General features: G+C 75.9%; 5 protein-coding genes. All 5 read left to right on the top strand.

Annotated features, from left to right (window positions below; translation table 11 throughout):
• The first annotated feature begins 67 nt into the window (after positions 1–67).
• Genes GA0070216_RS03945 through GA0070216_RS03965 form a run of 5 tightly spaced genes read left to right on the top strand, consistent with a single transcriptional unit; the run spans position 68 to position 18,285 of the window.
• Positions 68–3,643: an AMP-binding protein gene (locus GA0070216_RS03945; RefSeq protein WP_245722290.1), complete on the top strand. Its 3,576-nt coding sequence runs from the start codon at positions 68–70 to the stop codon at positions 3,641–3,643.
• Positions 3,640–6,846, top strand: coding sequence for a thioesterase domain-containing protein (locus GA0070216_RS03950; protein WP_091239124.1), 3,207 nt, complete (start codon positions 3,640–3,642; stop codon positions 6,844–6,846). The genes GA0070216_RS03945 and GA0070216_RS03950 overlap by 4 nt, the downstream gene beginning before the upstream one ends.
• Positions 6,843–9,191: a lantibiotic dehydratase gene (locus tag GA0070216_RS03955; RefSeq protein WP_091239127.1), complete on the top strand. Its 2,349-nt coding sequence runs from the start codon at positions 6,843–6,845 to the stop codon at positions 9,189–9,191. The genes GA0070216_RS03950 and GA0070216_RS03955 overlap by 4 nt, the downstream gene beginning before the upstream one ends.
• Positions 9,188–12,751, top strand: a complete 3,564-nt coding sequence (locus GA0070216_RS03960; RefSeq protein ID WP_091239131.1) for a non-ribosomal peptide synthetase — start codon at positions 9,188–9,190, stop codon at positions 12,749–12,751. Before GA0070216_RS03955 ends, GA0070216_RS03960 begins: the two co-directional genes overlap by 4 nt.
• A gap of 56 nt (positions 12,752–12,807) precedes the next feature.
• Positions 12,808–18,285, top strand: coding sequence for a type I polyketide synthase (locus GA0070216_RS03965; protein ID WP_091239135.1), 5,478 nt, complete (start codon positions 12,808–12,810; stop codon positions 18,283–18,285).
• Position 18,286 lies beyond the last annotated feature (1 nt).

Consider the following 18,286-nt stretch of genomic DNA (forward strand, 5'->3'; position numbering starts at 1 on the left):
TTTTCTCGGCGGCATCGAGCCCTATTCTGCTTCCATTGTGAAGTCCTGGGGGGGATCATGATCACAATTGACCATTCCTGCGCGCCTGCCCACAGTGGAGCCGAGCCGGCCCGCTGACATGGCGCAACCGACGATCATCCAACAGTTCGCCGAGGTGGCGGCCACCCGTCCCGACCGACCGGCGATCCTCGGCGAGACCCACGAGGTCAGCTACGCCGCACTGGCCGCCACCGTCGGCGGGCACGCCACCGCGCTCACCACCGCCGGTGTCCGCCCCGGTGACCGGGTCGCCCTGCTCACCGGGCACGGCGCGGCCACCGTCGCCGCCGTCCTCGGCACCCTCGCCGCCGGTGGCGCCTACGTGCCGCTGGACCCCGGGTTTCCGGTCGACCGCCTCCGCCGCCTGCTCACCGCCGCCGCCGACGTGCGGGTCATCGCCTGCACCGCCGACCACCGCGAGCTGGCCGACACGCTGTGCGCCGAGCGCCCCGGCACCGGCGTGCTGGTCCTCGACGACACCGCGACCGCGCCGCTGCGGCCCACCCCGGTGGACCCCGACAGTCCCGCGTACGTGCTGTTCACCTCAGGCTCCACCGGCACGCCCAAGGCCGTCGCCCAGACCCACCGCAACCTGCGGCACGTCGTCGACAACCAGATCCACAGCCTGGCGATCGGCCCGGCGGACCGGCTCAGCCTGCTCGCCTCGTTCAGCGTCGACGCGGCCATCCCCGACCTCTACCCGGCGCTGCTCACCGGGGCCGCCGTCGTCCCGATCGACCTGCGCCGGCACGGTCTGGCGTACGCCGTCGAGCGGCTCGTCCGGCACCGGGTGACCGTCTACCACTCCACCCCGACCGTCTACCGGTTCCTGCTCGACACCCTCGGCGACCGGCGGCTGGACACCGTCCGGGTGGTGCTGCTCGGCGGTGAACAGGCCACCCACGCCGACGCCGCCCGGGGCCGCGACCGGTTCGCCCCGGACTGCGTCCTGGTCAACGGCTACGGCGCCACCGAAATGACCTTCGCCGCCCGGTACGCGCTGCCGCTGGCCACCGCCGCCCCGGACGCCGCCGGCCCGCTGCCGATCGGCACGGCGCTGCCCGGCTACACGCTGCGGCTGGCCGACTCGGGCGAGATCGTCGTGCGCAGCCGGCACCTCGCCCCCGGCTATCTGGGCCAGCCGAGCGACCGGTTCGGCGTCGACCCCGACGGGGTGCCCACGTACGCCACCGGCGACCTGGGGGCCCGGCTGCCCGGGGGTGAGCTGGTCTGCCTCGGCCGGCTCGACCGCCAGGTCAAGGTACGCGGGTTCCGGGTCGAGCTGACCGAGGTCGAGGCGGTCCTCGCCGACCAGCCCGGCGTCGCCGCCGTACGCGCCATCGCCCGGGGTGGCGAGCTGCTCGCGTACGCCGTGCCGGCCGGCGGCGACCTCGACCCGGTGGCCCTGCGCGCCGCCCTCGCCCGACGGCTGCCGGAGTACGCGCTGCCCCGCGCCGTGCTGGTGCTCGACGCGTTCCCGCTCACCGTCACCGGCAAGATCGACGAGCGGGCGTTGCCCGACCCGTCCCACCCGACCCCCACCGGGCAGGAGCCGACCACCGCCACCGAGCGGGTCGTACACGACATCTGGTGCGCGGTGCTCGGCCGGACCGCCGTCGGGCGGCAGGAGAGCTTCTTCGACGCCGGTGGGCAGTCGCTGCTGCTCGGCCAGGTCCAGCAGCGCCTCGCCGAGCGGTTCGGGGTGATGCCGCCCATGGTGCGGCTCTTCGCCCACCCGACGATCGCCGCGCAGGCCCGCCTCCTCGACGTGGGGCACCCGCCCGCCGGCGACGGGCCGTACCCGGCGGGGGCGTCGGTCCGCACCGGGCCGGCCCCCGCGCCGAGCCTGCCCACCCCCGCCACGCCGCCGGTCGCCGCCCGCGAGTACACCGGCGACGAGATCGTGGTGGTGGGACTCGCCGGCCGGTTCCCCGGCGCACCCGACGCGGCGACCTTCTGGTGGAACATCTGCGCCGGGGTGGACTCCGTGCACGACCACACCGAGGTCGAGCTGGCCGCCCTCGGCATCGGGCCGCGACTGCGCGCCGACCCCCGGCACGTGCGGGCCGGCGGCCGGCTCGACGGGGTCACCGACTTCGACGCCGAGTTCTTCGCCATGGGCGACGAGGAGGCGGCCCGGACCGACCCCCAGCACCGGCTCTTCCTGGAGGCCGCGTGGGAGGCGCTGGAGGACGCCGGGCACGACCCGACCCGCTTCCCCGGCCTGGTCGGCGTCTACTCGGCCACCTCCGCCAACCGCTACTTCCTCTTCCACCTGATGGACAACCCGGCCGTGGTCGGCGACGTCGACCCGGACGACTGGGAGGCCCGGCTGATCGGCCGGCAGGCCACCGACCACCTGCCCGGCCAGGTCGCCTACCGGCTCGGACTGACCGGGCCGGCGGTGGCGGTGCAGAGCGCCTGCTCCAGCTCGCTGGTCGCGGTCTGCCTCGCCGCCCAGAGCCTCGCCGACTACCAGTGCGACATCGCCCTTGCCGGCGGAGTCAACGTCACCTGGCCCCGCTACCGGGCCACGCCGGGCGGGCTGGCCTCCCCGGACGGCCGCTGCCGAGCCTTCGACGAGGCCGCCGAGGGGTCCGGGTTCGGCTCCGGGGTCGGGGTGGTCGCGCTGCGCCGGCTCGCCGACGCCCAGGCCGACGGGGACCGCATCTATGCCGTCCTGCCCGGCTGGGCGGTCACCAATGACGGCCCCGACCGGGCCGGCTTCGCGGTGCCCGGCCCCGCCGGGCAGAGCGCCGCCGTCGCGAACGCCCTGGCCGCCGCCGAGGTCGCCCCCGGCGAGGTCCGCTTCATCGAGGCCCATGGCAGCGGTACGCCGCTGGGCGACGCGATCGAGGTCGCCGCCCTGCACGAGGTGTACGGCGGGGCGGCCCCCGCCGAGTCCTGCGCGCTCGGCTCGGTGAAGACCAACATCGGTCACCTGGACGCCGGGGCCGGCATCGCCGGGCTGATCAAGACGGTGCTCGCCGTCCAGCACGCGGTGATCCCGCCGAACCTGCACTTCACCCGCCCGCACCCGGAGATCGACCTGGCCGGCGGCCCGTTCTACGTGCCGACCAAGGCCCGGGACTGGCCGGACGCGCCCCGCCGGGTGGCCGGGGTCAGCTCGTTCGGCCTCGGCGGCACCAACGCGCACGTGGTGGTGGAACAGCCACCCCCGGCCGTACCGGTCGGGTCGACGGCACCCCGGTCCTGGCTGCTGCCGGTGTCGGCGCGTACCCCGCAGGCGCTGCACGCGGCGCTGACCCGGCTGCGTACCCACCTGGCGGGCACCGGGCCGGAGCTGTCCGAGGTGGCCGCCACCCTGGCACTGGGCCGGCGCTGCTTCGGCCGGCGGGCCGCCGTCGTCGCGTCCGACCTGGCCGACGCGATCGCCGGGCTGGACGACCTGCTCACCACCGGCGTCGCCGTGGCCGGCGAGCCCGGCGCACTGCGCGACCTGGCCGCCGGCTGGGTGGCCGGCCGGGACGTCGACTGGGCCGCGCTGCACCCGGAGGGCGCCGTCCGGCGTACCGGACTGCCCGGCTACCCCTTCCAGCGCCGGCGGCACTGGATCGACCCACCGCAGAGAGGCGCACGGTGAACTGGTTCGTCTCGCCCGGAAGCCGACCCCAGGCACCGGTGCAGTTGTTCTGCCTGCCGTACGCCGGGGGCGGAGCCAGCGCCTTCCGCCGCTGGCAGTCGGAGATCGGCCCGGACGTCGAGGTGCTGCCGGTGCAACTGCCCGGCCGGGAGAACCGGATCGGCGAGGACCCGACCTTCACCGTCGCGGAGGTGGCCGCCGTCGTCGCCGACCGGGCCGACCGCCCGTACGCGATCTACGGGCACTCGATGGGGGGACGGGTCGGCTTCGAGGTGGTCCGGGAGCTGCGCCGTACCGGCCGGGAGCTGCCGCTGCGGCTCTACGTCGGCGGTGCCCGCGCCCCGCACGTCACCGCCGCGAGCCTCTTCGACGGGCTGTCCCAGGTGACCGACGAGGAACTGCTGCGCCGGCTCGCGGCCGGTGGTGGCCTGCCGGCCGGGCTGCTCGACCACCCGGAACTGGTGGAGCTGCTGCTGCCGTTGCTGCGCGCCGACTTCGGCCGGGTCGACAGCTACCGGTACGCCCCCGAGGCGCCGCTGCCGGTGCCGGTGGTCGCGTTCGGTGGCCGGGACGACCGGGCGGTCAGCCGAGAGTACAGCGCCGGCTGGGCCGAGCACACCGCCGCCGGCTTCGTCCTGCACGAACTCGACGGTGGGCACTTCTTCCTGCACGACCGGCTGCCCGAACTGCTGGACCTGATCCGCACCGACCTGACCGCCGCCCTCGGCTCTGGAGCCACCGGGCCGACCGCCGCCGGCCCGGCCGGTACCCCGACCGCCGCCGTGGCCGACCCGGCCCCGGCGGCGGTCACCGCCGACCCGGCCCCGACCGCCGCCGTGGCCGGTGCCACCCCGGGGACGGCCGGGCCGACAGCGGCGCCGGGGGCGGCCGGCCACCGGGTCCCGCTGGGCGACACCGGCTGGTCGGTGTGGGGGGACGCGATCCTGCGCGGCACCGGTTTCCCCGCCGACGGGCTGACCCGCTTCGCCGCGCCGCAGGCCGCCGCCGCGGCCGATGAACTGCTCGACGGTGGCGGTGACCCGGACCGCTTCGACAAGGAGTTCGCCGAGGCCGTCCGCACCGCCGCCCACCGGATCAGCGAGCTGGCCGGCGACCCGCTGCTGCGCGAGGCCGTCACCTGGCAGAACCGGGGCGCGCTCGTCGCCCTGGACGGCCTGGCCCGGGGCGGCGGCGAGGCACCCCGCAACGTGCGCCGCCGGGACCGGGAGCGGGCCCTGCTCAAGTACTGGCAGCGGTACGCGGGCAAGAACGAGACGGTCGGCTTCTTCGGGCCGAGCTGCTGGGTCACCCTCGACCCGGAGCTGCCGGAGGTCGCCCAGGTCAGCCACGGCACCGGCCTGACCCGTCGCCGGTGGGTCTGGTTCGAGTCGTGGGCCCTGTCGGCCTACGCCGACCGGATCGGCACCGACCTGGCGGTGCGCCGTTGGTGGCCGCCCCGGCTCTGCGCCCAGCTCAGCGTCCGGGGGCGGGAGGTGCTGCGTCCCGGCCGGCCACCGGTGCCGCTGTCCCCGGTGGAGGCGGCGCTGTTCGCCGCCGTCGACGGCCACCGACCGGCGCACGAGTTGGTGGCCGACCCGGCCGTCGGGCTGCGCCGGCCCGAGGACGGCTACGCCCTGCTGGACCGGCTGGTGGCCCGGGAACTGCTCACCTGGGACGCCGCCCTGCCGGTCAGCCCCGACGCCGAGCAGGTGCTCACCGCCCGGATCGACGCGATCGGCGACACACCGGCACGGGTGGCCGCGCAGGCCGGCTGGGACCGGTTGCGCGCGGCCCGCGACGCGGTCGCCGCGACGGCCGGCGACCCGGACCGGCTGCGGGCCGCCCTCGACGAGCTGGACGACACCTTCACCACGCTGACCGGGGCCGCCCCCCGCCGCCGCGAGGGGCAGATGTACGCCGGCCGGACGATCTGTTACGAGGACACCAGCCGTGATCTCGACGCGGTCTTCGGCGGGCCACTGCTGGCCGACCTCGCCGCCCCGCTCGACGTGCTGCTGCGCGCCGCCCGCTGGCTGGTCGGTGCGCTGGCCCAGGCCTATGGTGCGGTGTTCCGGACGCTGTACGAGGAGCTGCACGCCGAGGCCGGCGACGGGCCGGTCGCCCTGTCCGACCTGTGGTTCCTGGTCCAGGGTCTGTTCTGGGGCGAGGGCGAGCGACCGGTCGACGCGGTGGCCGCCGAGTTCGCGGCCCGCTGGGCCGGGCTGTTCGGGCTGGACACCCGACCCGCCGACGCCGGTGCGGTCCGCCTGCGGGTCGCCGACCTCGCCGGCCGGATCGACGAGACCTTCCCCGCCGCGCGACCGACCTGGTCCAACGCCCTGCTGCACAGCCCCGACCTGCAGATCTGCGCCTCCGATGTCGACGCACTACGACGGGGCGAATACACCGTCGTGCTGGGTGAACTGCACGCCGGGTGGGCGTCGTTCGACTGCTCGGTGTTCACCCCCGCCCATCCGGACGTGGCCCGGCTGCGTGCCGCGCTCGCGGACGACCTCGGTGCGCGGCGGGTCCGGCTGCTCTTCCCGACCGACTGGCCGCGCCGCACCAGTCGTACCGCCGAGGCGTTGACCGGGCCGACGGACCGGCACCTGGCGTTCCTGCCGGCACCGGGCGGCGACCCGGCCCGGCTGCTGCCCACTGTGGATCTCACCGTCACCGACGAGCAGGGTGAGCTGGTCGCGACCGGCACCGACGGGCAACGGTGGCCGCTGGTCGAGATCTTCGCCGAGCTGCTCAGCGCGCACGCCGTCGACGGGTTCAAACTGGTCGCCGCCGCGCCCCGCACGCCCCGGATCGTGCTGGACAACCTGGTGGTGGCCCGGGAGACCTGGCGGACCACCGTCGGTGAGTGCGGGTTCGTCGATGCGCGTGGGGAGCGGGACCGCTACCTCGCCGTCCGGGCCTGGCGGGGGCGGCTCGGCCTGCCGGAGCAGGTCTACGTCAAGCTCGGCACCGAGACCAAGCCCTGCTTCGTCGACCTGGGCAGCCCCGCCTTCGCGAACATGCTCTGCGCCATGGTCCGGGCCGCCCGGGTCGACGGCGGTGACGGGGTCTCCCTGGTGATCAGCGAGATGCTGCCCACCCCCGACCAGGCGTGGGTGCCGGACGCCGCCGGCCAGCGCTACTTCAGCGAGTTGCGGTTGCAGATCGTGGACGCTCCGGCCGGGGAGGCCACCCGATGAGCCACCTGATCCCCCTGGGCGACACCGGCTGGTCGGTGTGGCGGGACGTGGTGCTGCGCAGCGCCGGCTTTCCCGCCGCCGGGCTCGACCGGTTCGCCGCTCCCGGTGTGGCGGCCGCCGCCGACGCCGTGCTCGCGGGGGAGGGCTCGACGGACCTCTTCGGCAAGGCCCTCGGTGTCGCGTTCCTGGAGTCCTCGGTGGTCGCCGGGGAGATCGCCGCCGACCCGCTGCTGCGGGAGGCGGTCACCTGGCAGAACCCGGACATGCTGGTGGCGTTGGACGGGCTGCTGCGGACCGACCCGGCGGTCCGCAACGTCCGTCGCCGCAAGCGCGAGTCGAGCCTGCTGCGCTACTGGCAGCGGTACTGCGGCAAGGCCGAGACGATCGGCTTCTTCGGACCGGTCTGCTGGGGCGTGTTCGATCCCGCCCACCCGGGTGTCCAGTTCCGGCCCGGTGCGGGCCTGGTCGCCCGCCGACAGGTGGTCTTCGAGGCGTGGGCCCTGATCGAGTACGCCGACCGGCTCGCCGACGACCTCGCGGTGCGTCGGTGGTGGGCCCCGATGCGGCAACCGCACCTCACCGTCGAGGAACGCCGGCTGCGATGGCCGCTGCACCCACCGATCGAACTGACCGCCACCGAGGCCCGGCTGCTGGCCGCCTGCGACGGGCGTACCCCCGCCGTCGAACTGGCCCGGCGGCTGCACGCCGAGGGGCTCGTGCACCGCGCCGACGACGGCTACCTGCTGCTGGACCGCTGGGTCGACCGTGGGCAGCTCTCCTGGGGTGCCAACCTGCCGATCAGCCCGGACGCCGAGCGGGTGCTCGCGGAACGGATCGCCGCGATCGGTGACGACACGGTCCGGGCCGGGGCCACCGCCGGGTTCGACCGGCTTCGGGCGGCCCGGGACACGGTCGCCGCCGCCGCCGGTGACCCGGACCGGCTCGTCACCGCGCTGGCCGGCCTCAGCGCCGAGTTCACCGCCGTCACCGGTCGGCCCGCCACCCGCCACCGGGGCCAGATGTACGCGGGCCGCACCGTCTGCTACGAGGATTCCGCCCGGGACCTGGAGTTCCGCCTCGGCGCGACGGTCCTGGACGCGCTGGCCGCCCCGCTGGCCGTGGTGTTGCAGGCCGCCCGCTGGCTGACCGCCGAGATCGGGGCCGGGGTCACCACCCTGCTGTCCGAGCTGCACGACGAGTTGGCCGTGGACGGTCCGGTCCGGTTGGCCGACATCTGGTCGCTGGCGCAGGGGACGCTGGTCGCCCCGCACGGGCCGATCGCCACCGCGGCGGCCGACCTCACCGAGCGGTGGGCGCGGTTGTTCGGCCTGCGGGACCTGCCGGCCGGCTGCGTCGAGCTGCGGTTGTCCGCCGCGGATCTGGCGGGGCAGGTGCACGCCGTGTTCCCCGCCGACCGGCCCGGCTGGCCGTCGGCCCGGCTGCACAACCCCGACGTGCAGATCGCCGCCGCCTCGCCCGAGGCGTTGGACCGGGGGGAGTTCCTGCTGGTCCTCGGTGAGCTGCACCCGGCCGCGATCGCGTTCGACAGCGCGGTGCTCAGTATGTTCCACCCCGACCCGGCGACGCTGCGGGCGGATCTCGACACCGACCTCGGCCCGGCCCGGCTGCGGGTGCTCTGGCCGGAGAGCTTCCCCCGGCGGACCACCCGCACCACCTACGGACTGACCGGGCCTACCGACCGCGAGCTGGGCATCGACACCGCGCGGGGGGCGGACGTCGACCGGCTGGTGGCGGCCACCGCCGTCACCGTCGGATACGACGGCGACGAACTGGTCGCGGTCCTCCCCGACGGCGTCCGGTGGCCGTTGGTGGAGGTCTTCGCCCAGTTGCTCGGCGCGCTGCTGCTGGACGCCTTCAAGCTGCTCGACCCGGCCCCGCACACGCCCCGGATCACCATCGACCGGCTGGTGGTGGCCCGGCGGACCTGGCGGACCACGGTGGGGGCCTGCGGCCTGGCCGGGCACCCCGACGAGTCGACCCGCTACCTGGCGGTACGCCGCTGGCGGGCCGCCGACGACCTGCCCGAGCGGGTGTTCGTGAAGGTCGGCACCGAGGTCAAACCCTGCTATGTCGACCTGACCGGCCCGCTGTACGCCCAGTCGCTGTGCGCCATGGTCGACGCCGCCGCCCGGACCGGCCCGGACGTCCCGCTGGTCGTCACCGAACTGCTGCCCGCCCCGGCCGACGCCTGGGTGCCCGACGCGGCGGGCCGGGGCCACGTCAGCGAACTGCGCCTGCAGATCACCGACCCCGCCACCTACCGGGGCGTCGATCCCGCCAGCCACCGGGGAGCCGACCCCACCACCGTACGGGGAGCGAAGTGACCGACATCCTGTCCATCAGTGCCGTCGCCGGGGAGCAGTTGCCCTGGCCGGACGGGACGCTGGCCGAGCTGATCGCCGACCGGGCGGCCCGCTGTCCGGACGCGGTCGCGGTCCGCCAATGGGACGACCAGCTCACCTACCGGGACCTGGTCGGTCGGGCGGCCGGCCTGGCCGCCGCGCTGCGGGCCCGGGGGGTGGGCCGGCAGACCCGGGTCGGGGTGTGTGCGCACCGCCGGCCCGACCTGGTGGTCGACGTGCTGGGCGTGCTGCTCGCCGGTGGTTGCTACGTCCCGCTGGAGCCCGGCGGTCCCCGGCAGCGGCTGCGGGAGATCGCCGCCGACGCCGGCGTGACGCTGGTCGTCGGCGACGCGGCGGCGGCCGAGTTCGCCGACACCCCCGGCGTGGAGGTGGTCGGCCCGGCCGGCCCTGCCCCGCTGACGCCCTGCCCGTCCCGGGCCGGCGACCCGGCGTACGTGCTGTTCACCTCCGGCTCCACCGGGCGGCCCAAGGGGGTGCTGACCACCCACCGCAACGTGGTCGAGTTCGTCACCGGGTGCGCGGCGCTCAGCGGCGCCGACGCCGGGGTGCGCAGCCTCGGCATCGCCTCGCTCGGCTTCGACGCGGCCACCATCGACCTGTTCGTTCCGCTGCTGCTCGGCGGCAGCGTGCAACTGCTCGGCGTCGACGACCGGTCCGACCCGGAGCGGCTGGCCCGGTTCATCACCGCGCACGACGTCAACTGGGGTTTCATCACCCCGACGGTGCTGTCCATGCTGGACCCGGCGCGGATGCCCGGCTGGCGGACGGTGCTCTGCGGCGGCGAGGCGGTCCCCGCCGAACTGGCCGCCCGCTGGGCGCCGGGCCGCCGGCTGCTCAACGGCTACGGCCCCACCGAGACCACGGTGCTGGCGGTCAGCGGCGAGCTGACCGCCGCCGACACCGACCCGGTGCCGATCGGGCTGCCGCTGCCCAACCACCGGGCGTACGTGGTGGACGACGCGTTGCGGGCGGTGCCGCCGGGGCAGACCGGTGAGCTGCTGATCGGCGGGCCGGGGCTGGCCGACGGCTATCTCAACCGGCCCGGCCTGACCGCCGAGCGGTTCGTCCCGGACCCGTTCTCCGGGCTGCCCGGCGCGCGGCTCTACCGCACCGGCGACCTGGTCCGGCAGGCCGACGACGGGCGGATCGTCTATCTCGGCCGGGCCGACCGGCAGGTCAAGATCCGGGGCCAGCGGATCGAGCTGGGCGAGGTGGAGGCCGTGCTGGCCGGGGTGCCCGGCGTGGACCGGGTGGCCGTGGAAGCGGTGCCCGGACCGGCCGGACTCGACCTGGTCGCCTTCCTCACCCCGGCCGACGCGCCCGACGACGACACCGTCCGGGCGTACGCCGGGGGGCGGCTGACCGCCGCGATGCTGCCGGCGCGGCTGCTGCGCCGCGACGACCTGCCGGTCAGCGTCACCACCGGCAAGCTGGACCGGCCGGCGCTGCGCGTGCTGGCCGGCGCCGCGCTGGCCGCCGCCCCTGCCGACGAGCCGACCGACGACCCGGTCGACCCGGTCGCGCGGGCGGTCCGGCGGGCCTGGGCCCGGCTGCTCGGCGCGGTCCCCGCCCCGGACACCGACTTCCTCGCCGCGGGTGGCAACTCCATCGCCGCGATGCGCCTGGTCGCCGCGCTCCGCGCCGAACTGGGCCGGCAGGTGGACACCCGGGACGTGTTGACCGGGCGCACCCCGGCCGCGCTGGTCGCCCGGCTGCGGGCCGCCGCGCCCGCCGACGCCGACGGGCTGACCGTCGGCAACCCGCCCACGCTGTCCCCGCCGCAGCGGCGGCTGTGGTTCGTCGACCAGCTCGCCCCCTCCAGCGCGCCCTACAACATCGCGGTCGCCCACCGGTTGCGTGGCCCGCTGGACACCGGGGCGCTCGGCGCGGCGCTGCGGGCCGTGGCCACCCGGCACGACGTGCTGCGCTGGCGCATCCCGCAGACCGCCGGGGTGCCGTACGCGGTCTGCGAGGAGCCGACCGACGTGGCGGTGCCGGTGATCGACCTGACCGGTCGCGCCGACGCCGGGGCCGAGCTGGCCGGGATGCTCGCCGCCGGCGCCGCGCACGCCTTCGACCTGGCCACCGGCCCGCCCTGGCAGGTGACCGTCTACCGGCTCGGCCCCGACGAGCACGTGCTGGCGATGACCATGCACCACGCGGTCTTCGACGGCTGGTCCGAGGCGGTCCTCTACACCGACCTGGCCACCGGATACGCCCAGGCCCTCGCCGGTGGGTCGCCGGTGCTGCCGGCGCTGACCGCCTCGTACGCCGACTACGCGGTGTGGCGTGCCGCCCGGGACCACCGTCAGGGTCCCACCGACCTGACCTGGTGGGCGGAGCATCTGCGGGGCGTGCCGACCGTGCTGGACCTGCCCCGGGACCGCCCCCGTCCGACGGTGCAGACGTACGCCGGTGCGGAGGCGGCGGTGACCCTGTCCGCCAGCGCCGACCGGGCGGTACGCGAACTGGCCGCGCTGCGGGGCAGCACCGTCGCGGCGGTGCTGCTGGCCGGCTTCGGTGAGTTGCTGCGCCGGCTCACCGGCGGTGCCGACCACGTGGTCGGGGCGATCGTCGCCGACCGCCGGCTGGCCGCCTTCGACGACGTGGTCGGCTTCTTCATCGACACCGTCCCGGTGCGGCTGCGCACCGGCCCGACCGACGGGTCCGCCGGCACCGACCGGCCCGGCACGACCGGCGGGGTGGGTTTCGGCGAGCTGGTCGACCGGTGCGCCGCCGAGTTGCACGAGGCGACCGCCCACCCGGGCGCGCCGCTGGAGAAGCTCGTCGAGACCCTCGGGGTGGGCCGGGACACCTCCCGGGCCCCGCTGGTGCAGGTGCTGTTCAACGTGCTCAACTTCGCCCCGCCCCGGCTGGCGCTGACCGGCCTGACCGGCGAGGTGGTCCCGGTGCCCAAGCCCGGTTCCCCGTTCGACGTCACCGTCTACGTGGTGCAGCGCGACGGCCGGTGCGGGGTGGACGTGGTCTACAACCCGGACCTGTTCGACGCCGACCGGATCGACGCGCTCCTGGCCGACCTGGCCGACCTGGTCGGCGCGCTCGCCGCCGACCCGCACACCCCGGCCGACACGGTCGCCGTGGCGCTGCCCCGGCCGACCGTGCGGGTGGCGGCGCTCGGCGCGATGACGGTGGCCGCCACCGCACCCGCCCCGGTCGCGCCGGTGCCGACCGGCCCGGACGAGCTGACCGAGACCGAGGAGCTGATCGCCGGCATCTGGCGCGAGGTGCTGGAACGCGACCGGGTCGGGGTCGCCGACAACTTCTTCGACATCGGCGGGCACTCGCTGGCCCTGGCCGCGGTGCACGCCCGGCTCACCGCCGCGACCGGCCGGTCGATCACCATGCTCGACCTGTTCCGGCACCCCACCGTCCGGGCGCTCGCCGCCAGCCTCGACGGGGCCGCCGACCGACCCGAGTTGGCCCGCGCCGCGCTGCGCGCCGCCGCCCGGCGCGGCCGGACCCGCCGTACCCCACCGCCTCGTCGACCGCACCAACCGTGACGCCGCTTCCCTCCTCACCGCCTCCGGGCGGCACCGCGCGACAAAGGACAACCCCGATGCAGAACGAGATCGACACCGCGCCGCCCATCGACGACGGCATCGAACCCATCGCCATCGTCGGGCTCGCCGCCCGGCTGCCCGGCGCCGCCGACGTCGGCGAGTTCTGGCGCAACCTGGTCGACGGCGTGGAGTCGGTCACCGAGCTGAGCCGGGACGAGCAGCTCGCCCGGGGCGCCACTGTCGACGAGGTCGACGACCCGGGCTGGGTGAGCCGGGCCCCGCTGATCGACGGGTACGACACCTTCGACGCCGGGCTGTTCGGGATGACCAGCCGCGAGGCGGAGATGACCGACCCGCAGCACCGGCTGTTCCTGGAGAGCTGCTACACCGCGTTGCAGGACGCCGGGTACGACCCGGCCCGCTACCCCGGTGCGGTCGGTGTGTACGCCGGCACCGGCGGCAACACCTACCTGCACCGGTTCGTCCTGCGTAACAAGCGGGTCGGCGGCAACCCGCACGGGGCGGTCTCGCTGGCCACCGGCAACTCGCCGAACTACGTGGCCACCAACGTGTCGTACCGGCTGGATCTGCGCGGGCCGAGCCTGACCGTGCACACCGCCTGTTCCACCTCGCTGGTCGCCTTCCACCTGGCCTGCGAGGCGCTGCGCAACCACGAGTGCGACATGGCGCTGGCCGGTGGCGTCAACGTGGAGCTGCCGCACGTCGGCTACCTGGGCATGGACGGCTTCACCTCGCCCGACGGCAGGTGCCGTCCGTTCGACGCCGGCGCCAACGGCACGGTCTGGGGCAGTGGCGTCGGGGTGACCCTGCTCAAGCGGCTCTCCGACGCGATCGCCGACGGCGACGCGATCCGCGCGGTGGTGCTCGGCAACGCCATCAACAACGACGGCGCCGGAAAGGTCGGCTTCACCGCCCCCAGCGTCGACGGACAGGTGGAGGCGATCGCCCAGGCGGTCGGGATGGCCGGGATCGACCCGCGCAGCATCAGCTACGTCGAGGCGCACGGCACCGGCACCGCGCTGGGCGACCCGATCGAGGTGGCCGCGCTGTCGACCGTGTTCACCCGGGACACCGACGAGCGGGGCTGGTGCGGCATCGGCTCGGTGAAGTCCAACATCGGGCACCTCAGCCAGCCGTCCGGCATCGTCAGCGTGATCAAGGCGGTGCTGGCGATGGAGCACGGGCTGATCCCGCCGACGATCAACTACGAGACGCCCAACCCGGGCATCGACTTCGCCGACACCCCGTTCTACGTGGCGAACACCCTGACCAAGTGGGACACCGAGGGCGGGCCGCGGCGGGCCGGGGTCAGCTCGTTCGGCATCGGCGGCACCAACGCGCACGTGGTGCTCGAGGAGGCGCCGGCGGCGTACCGGGTGGATCGCCGGGTCCGGCCGGCGCAGCTGCTGCACGTGTCGGCGAAGACCGCGACGGCCCTGGACACCGCCGTGGCGCGGCTCGCCGACCACCTGGCGGACGCCGCCGACGGCGGGCCGGAGCTGCTGGCCGACGTGGCGCACACGCTGCGGGTGGGCCGGCAGGAGTATCCGCACCGGGTGGCCGTGGTCGCCGCCGAACTGCCCGAGGCGGTGACCGCGCTGCGCACCCCGCGCCGCCGCCAGTCCGGGGTGGTCGACGGCGCCGCGCCCCGTACCGCGTTCCTCTTCTCCGGCCAGGGCGCCCAGTACGCCGGGATGGGCGCACAGCTCTACGCCGAGGAGCCGGCCTTCGCGGCCACTATCGACGAGTGCGCGACGCTGCTCCACCCGGAGCTGGGCCTGGACCTGCGGGAGCTGATCCTGGGCCGCGATCCGCAGGCGGCGGAGAAGCTCACCGAGACCCGCTACACCCAGCCGGCCCTGTTCGTCGTCGAGTACGCCCTGGCGCTGCTCTGGCAACGGGCCGGGGTCCGCCCGGCGGCGATGATCGGCCACTCGATCGGTGAGTACGTCGCCGCCACCGTCGCGGGGGTGCTGAGCCTGCCGGACGCGCTGCGGGTGGTCGCCGCCCGGGGCCGGCTGATGCAGTCGATGCCGGCCGGGGCGATGCTGGCCGTCTCGCTCGACGAGGCGCAGGTCGCCGCCCGGCTGCCCGAGGGGCTCGCCATCGCGACCGTCAACGGCCCCGGCACCTGCGTGGTGGCCGGCGAGAGCGCCGCCGTCGCCGCGTTCGCCGACAGCCTCGGCGGCAAGAACAAGAGCAAGCCGCTGCGCACCTCGCACGCGTTCCACTCGCCGATGATGGACCCGATCCTGGCGGAGTTCACCGCGCTGATGGCGACGGTGCCGCTGCGCGCGCCGGGCATCCCGTTCCTGTCCAACGTGACCGGCACCTGGATCACCGCCGAGCAGGCCACCGACCCGGCGTACTGGGCGGCGCACCTGCGCCAGCCGGTCCGTTTCGGCGACTGCGTGGCGACCCTGCTCGGCGCGGGCACCTGGGCACTGCTGGAGTGCGGGCCGGGCCGGCAACTGGCCAACCTGGCCCGGATGCAGGTCGCCAAGGGCACCCCGGAGCAGCGGGCGATGACCCCGCTGGGCAGCCTGCCCGGTCCCGGTGAGCCGGCCGGTGACCTGGCCTCCCTGCTCACCAGCGCCGGGGCGCTGTGGTGCGCCGGGATCGCGGTGCGGCTGGACGCCGACCCGGCCGCCCGGCGGGTGCCGCTGCCGACGTACCCGTTCGAGCGTCGCCGCTACTGGGCGGACCCGGACCCGGTGGCGGCGGTGGCCGAGGCACCGGTGGAGGCCGGTCCGCGTCCGCTGCCGCAGTGGTTCGCGGTGCCGGTGTGGCGGCAGGCCGCCGCCGACCCGGCGACCGTGCCGGCGGGCCGTTGCCTGGTGTTCGCCGCCGGTCCGCGCGCCGACGCGCTGGTCGCCGCGCTGCGGACCGCCGGCGACGACCCGGTCGTGGTACGCCCCGGCGCGGCGTTCGCGGCGGCCGACGACGGTTACCGGCTGCGCCCCGGCCACCGGGAGGACCACGACGCGCTGGTCGCGGCGTTGACCGTCGACGGGTTGCCGGACCGGCTGGTGCACGCCTTCGCCCTGGACGGCACGCCGGCCGGCATCGACGCGACGGCCGCCTGGGACGCCCAGCAGCGCGGCTTCTTCGACGCCCTGCACCTGGTGCAGGCGCTCGCCGGGGCGGGGTCCACCGCCGAGGACCGGGCGCTCACCCTGGACCTGGTCACCGCAGGCGTCGGCGACGTCACCGGTGCCGACCTGGTCCGGCCCGAGCACGCGACCCTCGCCGGCCTGGCCCGGGTGCTGCCGGCCGAACTGCCCGGCCTGGCCGTCCGGCTGGTCGACGCCGACCCGGCCGGCGACGGCGTCGATGCGCTCGCCGCCGAGCTACGCCGCCCGGTCGACCCGGAGCGGGCCGAGCTGACGCTGCGCGGCACCCGCCGTTGGGTGACCGGATACGAGCAGGTCACCGTCGCCGCCGAGACCGCGCCGGGGGCGCTGCGCGACGGTGGTCGGTACCTGGTCACCGGTGGGCTCGGCGGCATCGGCGTCACCCTCGCCGAGGACTTCGCCCGGCGGGCCGGGGCGAAACTGGTGCTGCTGGCCCGTTCCGGGTTGCCGCCGCGCGAGCGGTGGGACGACCACCTGGCGGTGCACGGTGGCGCGGACCGGGCGGGTCGGGCCATCGCGGCGATCCGCCGGATGGAGGCGGCCGGGGCGACGGTGTTGGTGCTCGCCGCCGACGTCACCGACCCGGCCGACCTGCGGCGGGTCCGGGCCACCGTCGAGGCCGAGTTCGGTGGGCTGGACGGCATCGTGCACGCCGCCGGCCTGCCCGGTGGCGGGATGGCCGAGGTCAAGGAGCGGGCCGACGCGGAGCGGGTGCTCGCCCCGAAGCTCACCGGCACCCTGGCACTGGCCGAGGTCTTCGGTGACCTGCCGCTGGACTTCGTGGTGCTCTGCTCGTCGATCACCTCGGTGATCGGTGGGTTCGGTCAGGTCGACTACTGCGCGGCGAACGCCTTCCTCGACGCGTTCGCCCGGTCCGGCGCGGGTTTCCGGGCCCCGGTGCTGTCGCAGAACTGGGGTGGCTGGGCGGAGGTCGGCATGGCGGTGGAGACCGCCGCCCCGGCCGCGTTCCGGGCCGCCGGCCGGGACACCGTCACCACGCCGGTGGACCACCCGGTGCTCACCACGAAGGTGGTCGGCCCGGAGTCGACCGTGCTGCACGGGCTGGTCTCCGCCGGCACCCACTGGCTGCTCGACGAGCACCGCATCGGCGGGGTGCCGGTGGTGCCCGGCACCGCCCACCTGGAGTCGGTGCGGGCCGCGGTGGTGGCCGGGCTGACCAGCCCTGCGCCGCAGGCCGCGGTGGAGCTGCGCGACGTGGTGTTCCTGGAGCCGTTCGCGGTGCCCGAGGGCACCGTCGCCCAGTACCGGGTGGAGCTGACCACGGCCGAGGAGGGCGTCGACTTCGCGGTCCGCAGCCTCGCCGCCGGCCAGCTCCGCACCCACGTGCGGGGGTCGGCGGGCTGGACCGTCGAGGCCGCCCCGGCGGCCCGGGTGCCGGTGGTCGACGGCCGGCGGGTCGACGACGACGCCTCGTTCGGCCGGGGCCGGACCAGCATGTTGACCTTCGGCCCGCGCTGGGCCTCGCTGGCCGAGCACCGGCTCGGCGACGGCGAGGAGCTGGCCCGGATCGTGGCGCCGGAGCCGGTCGGGACCGACCTGCCGGCGTGGGGGCTGCACCCGGCGCTGCTGGACGTGGCCACCGCCTTCGGCCGGGGCCAGGGCGACGGCACCTACCTGCCGCTGTCCTACGGGCGGATCGTCGTGCGCGGGCCACTGCCGGCGGTGTTCCACAGCCACCTGCGGCACCGGGCCAGCACCACCGACGAGGTGGTCGCCGCCGACCTGTCGCTCACCGACACCGAGGGGCGGGAACTGGTCGCGATCGGCGACTTCGTGCTGCGTCGGGTCGACCAGGGCGCGGTCACCGGCGGGTTGACCGGCACCGCCGACGCGGGCCCGGCCGAGCCGGCGGCCGGGGCGCTCACCGAGGACATCCGCCCGGTCGACGGCGCGGAGGCGTTCCGACGCAGCCTGACCGCCGGTCTCGGCGCGCAGGTGGTGATCGCCACCCGCCCGGTCGAGGAGATCCGGCGGCGGGCCGCCCGGGTGACCACGGACAGCCTGGAGCAGGACCCGGAGCCGACGACCACCGCCCCGGCGACGACCGGGGGCGGCTCGGCGGCCCCCCGTACCGAGTTGGAGATCACCATCGCCGGGGTGTGGCGGGACGGGCTGGGGGTGGCCGAGGTCGGCGTGGACGACGACTTCTTCGCCCTCGGCGGCAACTCGCTGGTCGCGGTGCAGTTGATCGCCGCGATGCGCAAGGCGACCGGGGTCCGGCTGCCGATGCGCAGCCTCTTCGAGACCCCCACCGTCGCCGGCCTGGCCGAGCGGATCGCCCACCTGCGGGCCACCGCCGCCGACGAACCGGCCGCGCCGGCCCCCATCCCCGCCATCCCGCGGCTACCCCGCGCCTGAC

It is taken from the genome of Micromonospora matsumotoense (assembly GCF_900091525.1).
Lineage (GTDB): Bacteria > Actinomycetota > Actinomycetes > Mycobacteriales > Micromonosporaceae > Micromonospora > Micromonospora matsumotoensis.

Bases quoted from the DNA above. Each gene is read 5' to 3' on its own strand.
- GA0070216_RS03965 (WP_091239135.1), top strand. From the start codon at position 12,808: ATGCAGAACGAGATCGACACCGCGCCGCCCATCGACGACGGCATCGAA.
- GA0070216_RS03955 (WP_091239127.1), top strand. From the start codon at position 6,843: ATGAGCCACCTGATCCCCCTGGGCGACACCGGCTGGTCGGTGTGGCGG.